Raw genomic sequence first — 15,890 nt, forward strand, 5'->3', positions numbered from 1 at the left:
TCAAGTGGATCAAACAGCGGCGGCAAAACCGGAGCGCAAATGAGCGAACTCACCAAGGAGCACTGATATTGAACAAATGGCATTGAATCAACGGTTAGCGAAGTATCCGTCGAAAACAAGCCTCACACAGAAATTGCTTGGATGGATTCAGGCTGTCACGCTAGCAACGTGGTTTGGAAGCATGGTTTTTGTCAGCTTCATTGGAGCTCCAACGGCCTTTCAGGTGGTTAACGACACAAGAACAGCCGGCGCAATTGTAGGGGGAATGCTCAATAAAGTTTACCTGATGAGTTACGGCGTGGGTGTGATTGTCTTTTGCCTGTGGATCATCCAATTCGCTTTGGGGCATCTATCGGGCTTGCGGCTTGCTGGGTTGGTGCTAGTTTTATTTATTGGCCTTGGAATGAACGTTTATGCTCGCGAGGTTGTGGCCCGCAGGATGGCAGAAATCCGCAGAAACATAGACCAGGTGAACAATACCGCTGATCAGCAGCAACTGCGTGCCACATTCGATCGGCTGCATCGGTATTCTGTCTGGTTGATGGGTGGTAGTATGATTGCCGGCTTGATACTGATTTCTGCGATTGGTGTAGGGACTGAGCCACGAAAAGAGACGAATCGCTGGCGAATGTAGAGAGGCATACTGGTGCTCGAGGGAAGGGCGTTTTGTTATTGCATTTCTAAGGTAACAACAACAGGAGACAACAAACGATGAGCTATATTGTCGAAAGTCAGGTTGAGCGCTACATGGAACAACTCATTCCCGAGCGGGACCCTGTTTTGCAGGAGATGGAGCAGTTGGCGGCAGAGAAGGGAATTCCGATTGTTGGGCCTGTGGTTGGGCGGTTTTTGTTTCAGCAAGCGCTCTTGCTACAGGCGCGGCGCATTTTTGAGTTGGGGTCGGCCATTGGTTATTCAACGATCTGGCTTGCGTGGGCGGTGAGTGATGCAGGCGTTGTTTATTACACCGATAGCAGCCCTGAGTATGCTGAGATGGCTCGTGAATTTTGCCGGCGAGCAGGGGTTGAGCAGCGTGTTCGGTTCCTCGTTGGAGAGGCGTTGGAGTCGCTCGACAGCGTGGATGGTCAGTTTGACATTGTCTTCAACGACGTCAACAAGTATCAATACCCGCAAGTCTTCCTCAAAGCTGCTTCGCGCGTGCGGCAAGGCGGTCTGCTAATAGCCGACAACGTGCTTTGGGGCGGGCGGGTCGCCAGAGGTGATCAAGATAGTTGGACGGAAGGCATTCGCCAGTATAACCGGCTGATTTACGAAGCGCCCGACTTTCTAACAACAATTGTGCCGCTCCGTGATGGAGTTTCGTTAAGTTTGAAATTGTACTCGTAGGCTTTCTCATGAGGGCTGCCGGAGGAGTCAGTAGCGATGACGAACACAGCAAATAGTGTCAAGCCGCTTGGGCCGGCGGAGCAGGTGAAAGCAATCGAAGAGATCCAGCAGCTCAAGCGAGAAAGAAACGCCATCATTCTAGCTCACAACTATCAAATCCCAGAGATTCAGGACCTCGCTGACTATGTGGGAGACTCGTTGGGCTTATCCATGCAGGCTGCTCAGACGCAGGCCGATGTCATCGTGTTCTGCGGCGTCCATTTCATGGCAGAGACGGCAGCCGTTTTGTGTCCGCAAAAAACGGTGCTCATTCCCAGTCTGGAGGCCGGTTGCTCGTTGGCAGCAACGATCAATGCTGAGCAGTTGCGTCAGTGGAAGGCTGAGCATCCGAATGCCGTCGTGGTCTCTTACATCAACACGACGGCTGAGGTGAAAGCAGAAACAGATTACTGTTGTACGTCCAGCAATGCCGAAAAAGTGATTCGGGCAATTCCCGAAGAGAAGGAGATATTGTTTCTTCCTGACATGTTTCTCGGAGCCTACTTACAGAGGGTGACAGGACGCAAGATGCACCTTTGGTTGGGAGAGTGCCACGTGCATGCTGGCATACGCCCAGATCACGTCAAGACGATGCGTCAGGAGCATCCCCACGCTGAATTCTTGATTCATCCTGAGTGTGGGTGCGCGTCGCCCTTCATGTACCACGTCGCTGAACAGGAGATCGCTCCAACTGGAACTCACATTCTTTCGACAGGCCACATGATTAGGCATGCCAAGCAATCGCCCACACGAGAATTCATTGTGGCGACAGAGATAGGAATTTTGCACCAACTTCGTAAACAGAACCCCGATAAAACATTCATCCCAGCCCATCGCGAAGCCGTCTGTCAGTACATGAAGATGATCACGTTAGAAAATCTACGTCGCTCGCTGCGCGAGATGATTTATCGGGTGATCGTTCCTGAGGAAATTGCTCGCCGCGCTCGGCGCTCCATTGAGCGAATGCTTGAGCTAGCGTGACGCTCCGCGTGGAGACGAGTATTGGCGCAAGTGCAACGCGGCAGCGCCAAGGATGCCGACATCCTCCTTGAAGTGAGCGCCAACGATGGGCGTGTTAGCGACGAAGGGATTGAGCGTGTAGCTGGGCAGATGCGCCCTGATCGTGTCGAACAGCAAGTCACCGATGGCAGAGACGCCACCGCCGATGATGACGACATCCGGGTCAAGCAAGTTAAGCATCCCGCCCAGCCAAATGGACAGGTATAGACCGGTTTCCTCAATGAGCTGCCCAGCCAGCGCGTCGCCTTGTTGAGCGGCTTGCGCGATCACGATCGGGTTGATGCGGGATACATCGCCGTCGACAAGGTCTAGGATTTTGCTTGGCGTCGCTGACGTTGTAATGCGCTCCACCGCACGCTTAGTCAACGCTGTGCCTGAAGCGTAGGCCTCAATGCAGCCGCGCCTTCCACAACCGCACAATCGGCCTTGATGGTCAATGGTGACATGACCACCCTCGCCGGCTGAGCCATTCTTTCCATGATAAATGCGTTGGCGGTGGATTAGGCCGGTGCCGATACCTGTGCTGACGGTCACGTACAGCACATGATCGTAGCCCACGCCCGCGCCAAACAGCGCTTCAGCCAAACCCGCGGCGTTTGCATCGTTGTCAACCAGAGTTGGTTTCCCAAAGCGGGCCTGTACCAGCTCCAACAAAGGAACATTTTTGAACGCAGGAATGTTCGGCGCATGGAAGATGACGCCGTGTTGTGGGTCCAGCGGCCCTGGAGCGACCACACCGATGCCGGCGATTTGATCGAGTGTGATCGAGCCTTGGCTGAGCGTTCGTTCGATGGATTCATAAATCTGCTGCATGACGACGTTCAGATCGTCGTCCGGTGGTGTGGGTGAGAGCGTTTTAGTCACGATGGTGTTGGTCGCAGCGACCACGCCTGTGGCTATTTTCGTTCCTCCCACATCAACACCGAGAATCAAAGGTTCTTTATCTTTCATTCTCACATCCGCCCGAAGCGTGAAATGGCGCGACGCAGACTATATGTGAGCGATTCGTTTGGTGTCAAGCAATAAGAATTTTCTTAATGTGGCGCTTGACAGATCGAGCGGCTTGTTATAAGGTCATGACAACTCGGCTAATAGGAAGGGTAGTTTGAAGCCTCTGTCGAGGAACGAAACGACAGCGGTGAGCCGTTTTTCACGAGCACGCCGGAGGCGGCAGCCTGCCTATACCAGCACTCCTTCAGCAGCGATGCGGTCTTGCAGTAAATTTGCAGTTGCTCGCTGCCAGCTTGCTAGAGGTCAGTCTCAAGGTTTATAAGTTGGGGGTCATGATGAAGCGAGAAAATGGCCAACGGCGTAGAGTAACTGATTTCTTGATAACTCTTGCCATCGTGCTTGCTTTGTTCGAGTCGGTGAGTGGCCAACCAAGCGGTGAAATTCGTGGGCAGATCACCGACCCGACCGGCGCTGCATTATCAGGGGCATTGGTCTCCGTCAAGAACCTCGCTACTGAGTTAGAACAAGAGGCGATCACCGATAGTGCTGGCCGATTTGTTTTTGGCGGGATTTCGATTGGCATCTATCGCGTCAAGGTTCAGCTGACAGGCTTTTCTGACGCGGCGCGGACCGTGACGTTGGCTGAGCCTGGCGAGGTGCTCGAAGTGAATTTTGAGATCGCGCCGGGCAGTATTGCTGAGACAGTGACGGTGACGGCCAGTCGTGGTGAGCGCGATGTGCTGGAGGTGCCGGTTCGCGCTTCTGTGCAATTGGAGGAGATCATTCATCGTGAGAATCCGGCGACCACCGGAGATGTTTTATTGAGCTTGCCCAGTTTGACGCCGGTCAACAGTGGTCCGTACTTGGTGCGGCCGCGCCTACGCGGTTTGGATTCGACGCGCCTTGTGTTGATGGTTGATGGCGAGCGGCTGAACACCGCGCGGGTGGCCACCGACCGCGCAGGCCCAGAATTAGGGCTGGTTGATCCAAGTCAGGTCCAGTCCATCGAGGTCGTGCATGGGGCTGGCTCGGCGCTGTATGGCACGGATGCGCTCTCAGGAACAATCAACGTGATTACGGATATGCCTGAGCCGACCGACCGACGGTTCAGAGTTGGTGGGAGCTTTAACGGCTTTTTCAGTTCCAATGAGATTGCGCGGCGGGGCACGGGCAAACTGGACATCGCCGGTCGCAAGTTCGCTGTCAGAACCTCTCTGATGTTGGAGCGGTTTCCCAACTACAACGCGGGGCGACCGTACGGTGAGTCTTCTGTGCCTGTCATTCAGCCGGTCACGGTCTTTAGCGACACGGCAACCACGAATCCGGCGGTGCTTGTTCCTCCGCCGGGGCGGGTCATTCAGCAGATCCTGCTCGGAATTGCTCCAGACCCGTTCAATGCGCCGTTTACGCGCACGAGCTCAGAAATTCCTAACTCGCAGTCGCACGGCAGCAATCTCAGCCTGACGGGGCGCATCTTTCCTGCGACAGGTCACTCGATTCGACTGCGGTTAACCCAGCGTCGCACGTCATTCATCGGGTTCCCAGACTTCAAGCAGCCGACCTTTTTCCAGGTCATCAATCTTCCGTTTAGCGATTTGGACAAGGCGAGCCTGCGGTATGACGGGTCTGGTTTTTCGTCGTGGTTGACGCGAATTTCTGGTGGCGGTTACTGGCAGGATCAAGACCGTCTGCTGCGAAATGATTTTACGGTTCTCGGCGTAAGCCCCGTTGCCGACATCCCGAATCGTGATAATCTGACGCGCGTTTCTGTTTTGAGCAATACTCGTCAGAACGTGAAATCATTCGGGTTTAATGCGAACGCTGGGTTGTTAGTGGCGGGCAAGAATGTGCTCACGGTGGGCATGGATTTCTTCCGCGATCACAGTCGAGACACGCGCACAACCATGACGCGGGTTGAAATCATTGGGCAGGGCGACCGCGTGACAAGGCGAGCGCGGCTTTTCTCAACGCCGAGCGTCATTGTTCCCAGCGCGATCAGTCAACCGCAGCGCGTGCCGATTGCCAGGTTTCGTAACGCTGCCTTTTTTGTCGAGGATGAGCTGGAGGTCAACCGTTGGTTGCGACTGCTGGGCAGTTTCCGTGTGGATCGCATCAAGGTGGAAACCCTCCCGACTGTCGGATACGTTCCGCGCATCCCCAACGCAGACCCGCCGTTTGATCCGGAGACGTTTCCTGCTGCCGGGGGGGATACGATCAGCAGAACGGCATACACCGGCAATTTTGGTTTTGTCCTTCGGCCGCGCGATGTGCTCAGCGTGACAGCCCGCATTGGCCGAAGTTTCCGTCATCCGAACCTCGAAGAACTATTGTTTTATGGGCCTGCCACCATTGGGGCAATCGTGCCGAATCTGAAGGTCAAGCCGGAGCAGGGCGTCAATCTGGACATTGGGGCGAAGCTGCGCACGGCGCGGCTGGCCGGCGAGTTCACCTACTTCAACAACACGTTCACCAACTTCATCTCGACTGAAATTGTCACGGTCGCCAAGGATGACGCCGAGTTTGCCAATGGAAGCCCGATTTCGCAAGCTGGCAACTTCCTATCCAGGCTCCGCATTCAAGGCATCGAGGCGAATCTGGAGCTGCCTATATCCTATCGCACCACGGTCTTCACCTGGTTTGGGAATTTGCATTACTTGCATGGTGAAATCCTGCGCGGCAAGACGGCTCTGAGGACAACATCGGGCATTCGCGAAGTGGACATTGACGGCGCGCCAGCGGACAACATTTCTCCGTTCAAGTCGGTGCTCGGCGTGCGCTGGAATGACGGCCCGTTCCGCTACTGGTGGGAGTATAACGTTCGTATTCAGACGCGCGTGAATCGGGTTTCGCCGTTCATCCTGGAGTCTCCGTTTTTGATCCCGCAAGACCTATTCGGTTTGTATGGATTCAGCGTTCACACGGCGCGGGCCGGATATAACTTCAATCGCGAGCGGTACACATTAAGCCTCTCGGTCGCGCTCGAAAATCTTGGGAATAAATTTTATCGCGAGCACTTTCAGTTTGCGCCGGCGCGCGGCCGTAGTTTGACGATCGGAGTAAATTACCGGTTTTTCTAAGAATTTTCTAAGACGTGGACCGTTGTCCACTATCGAGGGTGTAAAGATGTTACGAGCAAAGTCCTCAATGTCGCGAGCAAACCCATTCCAGAGAAATCCCAAGCACGAAATCCGAAATCCCAAATGTTTCGGATTTCGGATTTGGGATTTCGGATTTCCCCTGGCAGGGGCTGTAGTGGGTTTTGCGCTCTCCGTGTGTGTTGCGTTGATGGTCACGCTCATCGCCGCTGTAAGAGCTACTCAGCCGACGGAGTCGCCGATCAAGGTTGATATTGCTTCGTACTTCCCGATCGAGCTGGGTCGCACGTGGACCTATACGTGGCACGTGCAGTTTGCTGATGGGCGTAAAGAGATGGTGATTCGAACCAGGAGCTTTGAAGGGCCTGAGCTTCTGCCCAGCGGTTATGCTTACAAGTTCATCAGCGACTTAGGCGATTACACCTACTGGTCGGTGCAGAACAAGCAGTTGCTGCTGCACGGCGTGATTGAGCCTCATCGCAATATTCGGCTGATGCTCTCGCCGCCGGTTGCAGTCTATTCGCCTGAGCAGGCGGTTGGTCGGCCTTTGTCCACGACCCGCACAACCGATGATGGCGCGGGGACACAGACGTGGACGACCACGATCGAGGGATTTGAAGACGTCGCTACCCCGATGGGCGTTTTTAAGAACTGCTTGAAAATCCGCCTTGAGATGAGCGGTCCGACAGGGCGCACCAAAGCGGTTTACGCTTATGCAAAACAGATGGGGCTCGTCGCCTCCAGTTATCAAGCGTGGATTGGCAACCGGCAGCAGCCGGAGCTTACGGTTCAATCGGCGCTGAAACTGGCCGAGGTGGCAGGTCGCAGCGTTTCCTCGGTGGAGCAATGGGAGAAAGTCCTGGCTGCGCCGATAGTCGCCGCGGCGCCGGCCGATGATCCAGAAGCGCGCAAAGTGTTTCAACAGGCTTATGAGCGGTTATACCGCTGGCCCGCGTCGTTTGCTGGATTTCAGGCAGACTTCCTACTGAAGCGTCGAGAAGGCGATCAGCCAATGGTCGGCTCAGTGGTGGTGACGCCCGACTACAAGGTCAAGGTTCAATGCGCTGACAAGCAGGCCGCCCAGATGGTTGAACATGAAATGGTGCAGGTCGTCACGCATTTGAAGCCCAGGCCTTTCGCCTCTGAGTTTCAGGGCGCTACATTCACCTTTGGCGACCGCGATCCAAACTTGGGCGCCCGAGTGGACGTCACAGGCGGCGCCTCGCGAGCGCGGAGTTTTCGCACCAAGGATGGCGAGATTACGCAAATTGCCCACTCGTTCGGTCGGATTCGCTTTCTGGCCAATCATACCAGCTACATGAAGACGCACGAGCGGAGTTTAATTCCGACCGCTTTTAGCATTACCTACTATTCCAACGAGACGGATCAGGTGATTAGTTACACCGAGTTTCGGGACGAGTACGCGCAGGTCGGGAACTTCTGGCTTCCGCGTCGCCGGATAAAGACTGAAACGCTGAAAGACAAGACAACGCAACTGGAGATTGAACTCACGAATCATCACGTGCACAACAAATAGGGAAACAGCCCTCTTCGAGGGAAATCCGAAATTCCAAATCCGAAATCCCAAACCCTCTTCGAGGGAAATCCGAAATCCGAATCTCGAGATCCGAAACGTTTCGAATTTCGGATTTCGTGCTTCGGATTTCCCCGCAGGGGTCACGAATCACGAGTCACGAATTCTGTGCTAATCTGCGCAATCTGTGGCTCCATTGCATGGATCACGAGTTGAGTTATGCAACTGAAAAACAGAAAAGTTCCGCTCTATTATCAACTGGAAAGCATCTTGCGCGATAAGATTACCTCCGGTGAGTTGAGGCCAGGTGATCGTCTACCGACAGAAGCTCAATTGAGCCGTGAGTACGGGGTCAGTCGCATCACGGTGCGCCAGGCCTTAGCCGCGCTGGTGGACGACGGGTTGATTGAGCGCCGTCAAGGCTCTGGCACCTTTGTGTTGCAGCAAACACCATTGCGGGGCGCGACGCCATTGACGGGATTCATCGAAGACCTGATTGCGATGGGGGTTGAAACAAGCGTCCGCGTTTTGGATGTCGAGGTGGTGGACTCAACAGCCCAGGAGGCCAGTAAGCTAGGATTGGCGCCAGGCACGCCCATCTTTCAGATCAAGCGGCTCCGGTATTATCACAACACCCCGTTTAGTTACGTCTTGATTTACCTGCCAGAGCCAATAGGACGGAAGTTGTCCATCGAAGACCTGACCAAAGGTTCATTGCTCAAAATCCTCGAAGACAAGCAGCACGTTCAATTGGGCGAGGCGTTTCAGGTCATTAGCGCAGCGTTGGCTGATGGGCACGTTGCCAGCTTACTGGAAACGAACATCGGCGCTCCGCTGCTGTCAATTGAGCGGACTGTCTACACGCAGAAGGGCGACCCGATTCAATACGTCAAGACTTACTATCGCAGCGATATGTACTATTACACCGTCCGATTGGCCCGTGCGCGCAAGGGCCGCGCGAGGCGCTGGGTTCATCAGTAGGGACTCCTCCGTGAGTCCAGGAACGTCGCCCGAAGGGCCGCGCGAGGCGCTGCGCTCTGTGCCAGGGCAAAGCGGCGTCGCGCCCTGCGGGCTTGCCGCCGCACTCCAAATGTTTGGTTTTTCACTCTAATCCATTCACTCTTTATGGAGGGCTTGTCATGAAGCAGTCTCGCATTTCCGTGGTCTGTGGTCTGTGGTCCGTGGTCCGACAGCTCATGTTCGTCCCGTCTGTGTTAATCTGTGCAATCTGTGGCTTCGTTTGGTGGGTCAGCCTCGCTGACCTGCGAGTTGCTCATATATCTGGGCAGCAGTCTTCTGATCCGCGCGAGCTGCCGGTGCGCAAGGTCGGTAATTTCGCTTCTGCTGCTGAGGCCTACTTCTCACCGGATGGAAAGCAGTTGATTGTCACCGCGCGGATGCCTGATCATCCCAACCACAACGTCTACATCCTGAACATTGATGGAACCAACGTGCGCCGCATTACTGACAAGGGCCACGATGCCTGCACCTATTTCTTCCCGGATGGCAAGCACATCTTATTCTCGTCTGACCGCGACGCAGACACGTTGCCGCCGGGCAACTACGCCGATAGCGCCAATTATCCTGCCGGCTCGGAAGTCTATGTTGCGAAGATTGATGGAAGCGGCATTCGCCGGCTCACTTTCAACACGGCCTATGAAGCCGAAACGTCGGTTTCGCCCAACGGCAAGTGGATTCTCTACACGTCGAACCAGGACGGCAATCTGGAACTGTACCGCATGACCCCGGATGGCAAGAAAAAGGTCCGCATCACACGAACGCCGGAGCTGCAAGAAGGCGGGGCTTTCTACATGCCTGATGGAAAGCGCATCGTTTTTCGCGCCTGGAAAAAGGGGGAAGAAGCCAACAAAAGTCGGGTCTCGCAGCTCTACCTGATCAACGACGATGGCACAGGACTGCAACAGTTGACCGACACGCAGGAGTTTAATTGGTCGCCCTATCCCTCACCCGACGGCACGCGCATTGTGTTTGCGCATCGCGGCACGGGCGATTTTGAAGTTTACATGTTGAATCTGAAAACAAAGAAAACCACCCGCCTCACCTATCACCCGGCGTTTGACTCTTATCCGGTCTTCTCTCCGGATGGGAAGACGCTGGCCTTTACCTCAAGTCGTGAAGGCGCGCCTGCTATCTATCTGATGGACCTCACACCGGTGCTGGAACAGGACAAATGAGACGGCAGCCCTCTTCCAGGGAAATCCCCAATCCGAATCTCTAAATCCGAAACGTTTCGGATTTCGTGCTTCGGATTTCCCCGGCGGGGGCTTGGGATTTCGTGCTTCGGATTTCCCCGCAGGGGTTTTTGGAGTTTGTCTATGAAACAGCTACGCCTCGCTGTTTGGTACTCTCTGCTAGTGGTATTGCTCTGTCCGTTATGCGCGGTTGCGCAGCCGAGTGGGCAGATATACGGGCGACTGGTAGACCCCAATGGAGCGGCCGTCGTAGGTGCCACGGTCACTCTGCAAAACATCGCCACTGGAGCAGTCATAGAGGCATTCTCTGATGCTGCGGGCCGCTACGAATTCACTGGCGTTGTCATTGGTATTTATCGCGTTCGCGTCAAAGCTGTGGGATTTTCAGAAGTCAGTCGGCAGGTGGAAATAAGCGAACCAGGTGAATCGTCGGAGGTCAATTTTGATCTGTATGCTGGCCGACTAACCGAAGAAGTCACCGTGACGGCCACACGCGGCGAACGAGACGCATTGAGCGTGCCCGTGCGCACCGAGACGCTCGATGAAACCGTCTTAGCACGGCAAAACGTCGCCGGCACGGGCGATGCGTTGTTGAACATACCGAATCTGACGCCGGTCAATAGCGGCCCATATCTAGTGCGACCGCGCCTGCGAGGATTTGATTCGACGCGCCTGCTTATATTGGTGGATGGTGAGCGATTGAACAACTCGCGCACATCCACCGGCGCAGCCGGCGTGGAAGTCGGCCTTATTGATCCAAGCTTGATTGAGACGGTCGAGATCGTGCATGGCGCCGGCTCAGCCTTGTACGGCACGGATGCGTTGTCTGGCACTATCAACATCCTGACGCAGTCACCCCAGCCGATCAAGGATGGCTTCCGTGTGGGAGGCAGTTTCACCGGCTATTACAGCAGCAACGAGCCGGGCCGACGTGGCACAGCCCGATTGGATGTTGCAGGACGGCGGTTCGCCACGCGACTGTCTGGCATGCTCGAACGGTTTGCCAATTATCATGCGGGACGCCCATTCAACGAGTCAAACATCCCGCTGATTCAGGCTGGCACTATTCGCCACGTGACCTATGGCCCAATTCCCGATAACTTCAACGAGCCATTTGTCAGAACCAGCTCGGAGATTCCTAACTCGCAGGTTCATGGCAACAGCCTGAATGCAGTCAGCCGGTTCTTCTTTTCCGAGCGGCAGTCACTGAAGGCGACGTGGCTGCGGCGTCGCGCTCTTGATATTGGCTTTCCCGATTTTACGCCGCCGTATTTCTTCCAGAATATTCGGCTGCCCATCAGCAAGCTCGATAAAGCCAGCATGCGTTACGAAGTGACCGGACTGGCGCCATGGTTCAGTCGGTTAGCTGCCGGCGGCTACTGGCAGCATCAAGATCGGCAGTTGGCCACCGACTTTTTCGTGCTGTCGCGCAGCGAGCCGCGGCCGGGCGACCCACCGTTTGACACGCTCACGCGCGTGGACATTGCCAGCGATACAGGGCAAAACGTCAAAAGCTGGGGCTATGATATACAGGCTAATTTTCTGCTCGGCACAAAGAACCTGCTGACAGCCGGCTCCAGCCTCTTTTACGATCACAGCAAGGACTTTCGTCAGGTTATTGTAGACGTCACGCAACTGGGCTTGCTGACCCGGCCGCCGCGTCCTGTTCGGTTTATCTCGTTGCCGGCGGCGATTGTCCGCGGCGCGGCCAGTTTCGAGCAGCGCGTGCCGATCTCAAATTTCCAGAACCTCGCCTTCTTCGTTCAAGACGAACATGAGCTGAGCGCCGCGCTTCGTGTGATTGGCAGCCTGCGGGTAGATCGCTTCGACATTGATTCGCGCCAGACCCCCAACTACAATCCTCGCCCGCGCCGATTGGGATGCGCGCGCCCGCCTGTTGATCCTGGGACCGTTCCACCCATTGAAGGCATCCGGTTCACTCGAACGACTGTCACAGGCGATGGTGGCGTCGTCTACCGCGTGAAGCCATCTGTCAGTTTGACGGCGCGAGTAGGTCGCAGCTATCGCCACCCGAATCTGTCGGAGCTCTTCTTCTCCGGGCCGGCTGAAGCTGGCACGCTCGTGCCCAACATTGATCTCCGGCCGGAGACGGGCATCAACGTTGACGTGGGAGCCAAAGTGCGGCTGCCTCGGTTCAGCGGCTCGCTGACCTACTTCCATAATCGCTATCGTGACTTTCTCTCCCGTCAACCTGTGGCGGCCTGCCGACCCGAAGATATTCAAGACCCGGCCGACGCTGATCTGGTGGGCACGATTTATCAAGCGCTGAACTTTTCTCGCGTGCGCATCCAGGGCGTAGAGGCCAGCAGCGAGCTGCCCTTTGAGGCGGTTTCGTCGTTTTTCTCGCTGTTTGTTGACTTCAGCTATTTGCATGGCGTGGTGATTGAAGGGCAGAACCCGCTGGCCCAAACCCGGCTTGAAAATGCGCCAGCCAACAATATCACCCCTGCCAAGTTCGTTGGCGGCTTGCGATGGAATGATCGCTCTGGCCGGCTGTGGGGTGAGTATTCGTTTCGCTCCCAATTGCATGTTCATCGTGTCTCACCGATCCTGTTTACCTCTCCGCTGTTGCAAGCGCCCGATCTATGGAACCTCAACGGTTTCACCATTCACACGGTGCGAGCTGGTGTAGAGCTGATTGAGCGCGAACGATCTCGCGTCAGTGTGACGCTTGCGATGGAGAACCTTGGCAACAAGTTTTACCGTGAACAGTTTCAGTATGCCCCGGCCCGTGGTCGCAGTTTCACGCTTGGTCTCACACTCAAGTATTTTTAAGCGCGCGGCGTCCCTATGGGGAAATCCGAAATCCGAATATCTAACTCCGAAACGTTTCGGATTTCGGATTTGGGATTTCCGATTTCCCTCGAAGAGGGCTTCGGATTTCAATTAACAACACTGTGAAGGAGGAAAAATATGGTTCGAATCTCTACGATCGTTTCAGTTGTGGTGCTCATAGCAACATTCGGGTTCTCCCCGATGCCGGTTGTGCAAGCCCAAAACACGTTTGTTGGCGTCTGGCGATTAACGTTGGATTTTTCACCAGGCCCGATTCAAACCTTTGGCGTGATCGTCAAGGCCAGTGAAGGGTACAAGGCTGATGAAGATGGGCCGCAACCACTGACGACATTGGGACATGGACTGGTGATTGGGCCATGTGGGTCAGGACCGGCCGGGCGCGCGATGGGACTGGCCTGGCGCCACGTGCCGCTCAGTGGCAATCCGGCTACCGGCTTTGACATGACATTTGAATTCACCAGCGCGCGGACGCCATTCACGGCCATCATCCGCGCTAGCTTTCCCGCTCAGGGCAACCGAATCACCGGTCAAGCCGCCATTATCGGCGATACCACGGATCCGTCGCGAATAACACCGCCGACCGTGTTCGACCCAGTCCTTGGGCGCGAGGTCAACATGATTCCATTCATCCTGGAGCGCGTTGATTCGTTCCAGTGTGGGTTGATCACCGTTCCGTGATCCCGTGCAATGAAGCCACAGATTACGCAGATTAGCACAGAATTCGTGATTCGTGATTCGTGGTTCGTGATCCGGGTTTGTGATTCGTGATTCGTGATCCGTAACCCTCTTCGAGGGAAATCCGAAATCCCAAGTCCGAAATCCCAAACGTTTCGAGTTTCGGATTTCGTGCTTGGGATTTCCCTCATAGAGGGCTGAAGAGGGCTTCTGTGGCTCGACTGCACGAGTATCAGGGTAAGTCTATCCTCCGGGAGCACGGCATTGCTGTGCCTGAAGGGCAACCGGCCAGCAGCGCCGACGAAGCGCGACGGATTGCCGCCCGGATGCGCCGACCGGTTGTCATCAAAGCGCAGGTGTGGACAACAGGGCGCGCCGGCATCGGCGGGATTCGGTTTGCCGATACGCCGGAGCAAGCTGAGCAGGCAGCTCGCGAGATGCTGGCCATGACCGTGCAAAGTTTTCCGGTCCAGCGCGTGTTGGTCGAAGAGAAGATCGCCATTGAACGAGAATTCTATGCCGGGTTGATTATTGATGACGGCCAGCGAGCGCCGGTGATGATCTTCAGCTCGGTTGGCGGCACAGGGATTGAGCAAATCGCGCGTGCTCATCCCGGTCATGTCAGTCAACAGGTGATTGATGTCACGACAGGGCTGACGTCCTATCAAGCTCGGAATCTGGTTCGTCGAGTCGGCATTCGTGGAACACTGCAAACGCAACTGGCCGACGTTCTGTTGAAACTGTACCGCGTTGCCCGAAGCGTCGAAGCGCGCGCTGCCGAAATCAATCCGCTGGCGCTGACGCCGGCAGGCCAACTGGTAGCTGCTGATTGCCGCATCACGGTTGATGATTATGCTGTGTTTCGTCATCCTGAGTTGGGGATTGAGATTGCTCGCGAGTTGAATCATCCGCCAACCGTGTTGGATCGGATTGCTTATGAGATTGAGAAGAACGACTATCGCGGCACGTTCTACTTCATCCAGATGGAGCAAGAGTTCAGCCCCCAACAGCAGTACGTTGGATTTCACGGCGCTGGCGGCGGCGGCTCGATGATGGCCATGGACGCAATCACGCGCCGAGGCTTCAGGGTCGCCAATTTTTGTGACACCAGCGGCAATCCGCCGGCCTCGAAAGTCTATCGCGCGGCCAAGCTGATCCTGTCGCAGCCGGGCATCGTCGCGTATTTTGGCTCCGGTTCAGGCGTGGCCAGCCAGGAGCAATTTCATCTGGCACGCGCGTTGGTCAAGGCGTTTCGTGAGGAGAACCTCTCTATTCCGGCGGTGATGCGGTTGGGCGGCAACGGCGAGGACGAAGCGGTCGAGATTCTGGAAAACTACACGCGGGATTTGCCAGCGCCTGTCAAAGGCTTCAAGAAGGACGACTCGGTTGAGCAGTGCGCTGACTATTTGCGTCGGTTAGTTGACGAGCGCAGCCGGCAAGCGGCCGACCGTCAGCCCGATCAGCAGCCCAGCGAACCGCTCTTTCGGCTGCCTCTTGGTCCGGTCGAGCGTCCCTATCAGTTCGACATTCGCACAGGTCAAATCACCTACGATCACGCCGTCTGCGCCCGTTGCGAATCGAAAATCTGCGTTCAGGTCTGTGGTCCGCAGATTTTGACGTTGCAGGATGGTTTGCCTGTTTTGGCGATCACTCGTGATGAAGCCAAGAACGGCGGGTGCATTGAATGTCTGGCGTGCGAAGTCGAATGTTGGTTCCATGGTGAGGGCGGCGCGCGCATCAACTTACCGATGCCTGAGCTGCGCGCCGAACAGGAGCGGGTCATGAGCGATCAGGTGCCACGGATGAACACGGATTAACACGGATTCCTGTTTGTGTTTCGCCTTGAAAATCCGCGGAGCGCTTGGGGAGAAAGCGCCGTCGCCGCTTCGCTTTGCCGGCGCACTCCAGAGGTATTTGAATGCACTTTGGAGCGCGGCGGCAAGCCGGCAGGGCGCGACGCCGCTTTGCAAACCCATCCTGTTGCGCCGAGACAGCAATGCCGTACACGACCAGCCCGTCGCTGCTCCCAGCGTGCATCCGTGGTTTCATTTGCGCGCCGTCGGCTGATGATCGTGAGTGATGGCGATTTTGATAGACCAAACCAAGCGCGTGCTGGTGCAGGGCATCACGGGCCGTGAAGGGCTGCTGCGCACACGGCTCATGCTTGAGTATGGAACGCAGGTTGTGGCGGGCTGCACC

At 55.8% G+C, this 15,890-nt stretch carries 12 protein-coding genes; 11 read left to right on the forward strand and 1 reads right to left on the reverse strand.

All coding sequences use genetic code 11. The features are described 5' to 3' along the window. Positions 1-76 precede the first annotated feature (76 nt). The 3 genes from NZ823_12925 (at position 77) to nadA (ending at position 2,367) form a co-directional block, all read left to right on the forward strand. Positions 77-634, forward strand: coding sequence for a DUF4149 domain-containing protein (locus NZ823_12925; GenBank protein MCS6806026.1), 558 nt, complete (start codon positions 77-79; stop codon positions 632-634). A 77-nt stretch (positions 635-711) separates the two neighbouring features. Beyond that, the gene (locus NZ823_12930; GenBank protein MCS6806027.1) at positions 712-1,347 is read left to right on the forward strand and encodes an O-methyltransferase; all 636 of its coding nucleotides are present in this window, start codon (positions 712-714) and stop codon (positions 1,345-1,347) included. A gap of 36 nt (positions 1,348-1,383) precedes the next feature. Beyond that, positions 1,384-2,367, forward strand: coding sequence for a quinolinate synthase NadA (gene nadA / locus NZ823_12935; protein ID MCS6806028.1), 984 nt, complete (start codon positions 1,384-1,386; stop codon positions 2,365-2,367). Here nadA and NZ823_12940 read toward each other — a convergent pair. Continuing rightward, positions 2,359-3,357 carry an ROK family protein gene (locus tag NZ823_12940; protein MCS6806029.1) on the reverse strand — a complete coding sequence of 333 codons (999 nt, stop codon included), beginning with the start codon at positions 3,355-3,357 and terminating at the stop codon, positions 2,359-2,361. The genes nadA and NZ823_12940 overlap by 9 nt on opposite strands. A gap of 332 nt (positions 3,358-3,689) precedes the next feature. Here NZ823_12940 and NZ823_12945 point away from each other — a divergent pair, with 332 nt between their 5' ends. From NZ823_12945 to NZ823_12980, 8 genes are all read left to right on the forward strand, one after another. Further along, the gene (locus NZ823_12945) at positions 3,690-6,434 is read left to right on the forward strand and encodes a TonB-dependent receptor (protein ID MCS6806030.1); all 2,745 of its coding nucleotides are present in this window, start codon (positions 3,690-3,692) and stop codon (positions 6,432-6,434) included. 67 nt (positions 6,435-6,501) lie between these two features. After that, positions 6,502-7,989 (forward strand): DUF3386 domain-containing protein, encoded by a 1,488-nt coding sequence (locus tag NZ823_12950; protein MCS6806031.1) that lies wholly within the window; start codon positions 6,502-6,504, stop codon positions 7,987-7,989. A gap of 216 nt (positions 7,990-8,205) precedes the next feature. Continuing rightward, positions 8,206-8,967, forward strand: coding sequence for a GntR family transcriptional regulator (locus NZ823_12955; GenBank protein ID MCS6806032.1), 762 nt, complete (start codon positions 8,206-8,208; stop codon positions 8,965-8,967). Positions 8,968-9,125: 158 nt separating this feature from the next. Further along, positions 9,126-10,181 (forward strand): hypothetical protein, encoded by a 1,056-nt coding sequence (locus NZ823_12960; GenBank protein MCS6806033.1) that lies wholly within the window; start codon positions 9,126-9,128, stop codon positions 10,179-10,181. Between the two features lie 141 nt (positions 10,182-10,322). After that, the gene (locus tag NZ823_12965; protein ID MCS6806034.1) at positions 10,323-12,995 is read left to right on the forward strand and encodes a TonB-dependent receptor; all 2,673 of its coding nucleotides are present in this window, start codon (positions 10,323-10,325) and stop codon (positions 12,993-12,995) included. A 138-nt stretch (positions 12,996-13,133) separates the two neighbouring features. Continuing rightward, the gene (locus NZ823_12970) at positions 13,134-13,694 is read left to right on the forward strand and encodes a hypothetical protein (protein ID MCS6806035.1); all 561 of its coding nucleotides are present in this window, start codon (positions 13,134-13,136) and stop codon (positions 13,692-13,694) included. 209 nt (positions 13,695-13,903) lie between these two features. Continuing rightward, entirely contained in the window at positions 13,904-15,508 is a 1,605-nt protein-coding gene (locus tag NZ823_12975) for an acetate--CoA ligase family protein (GenBank protein MCS6806036.1), read from the forward strand. 262 nt (positions 15,509-15,770) lie between these two features. Further along, the coding region (locus NZ823_12980; protein MCS6806037.1) for a succinate--CoA ligase subunit alpha at positions 15,771-15,890 on the forward strand (120 nt) is incomplete at its 3' end.

This window comes from Blastocatellia bacterium (genome assembly GCA_025054955.1).
Classification (GTDB): Bacteria; Acidobacteriota; Blastocatellia; order HR10; family J050; genus JANWZE01.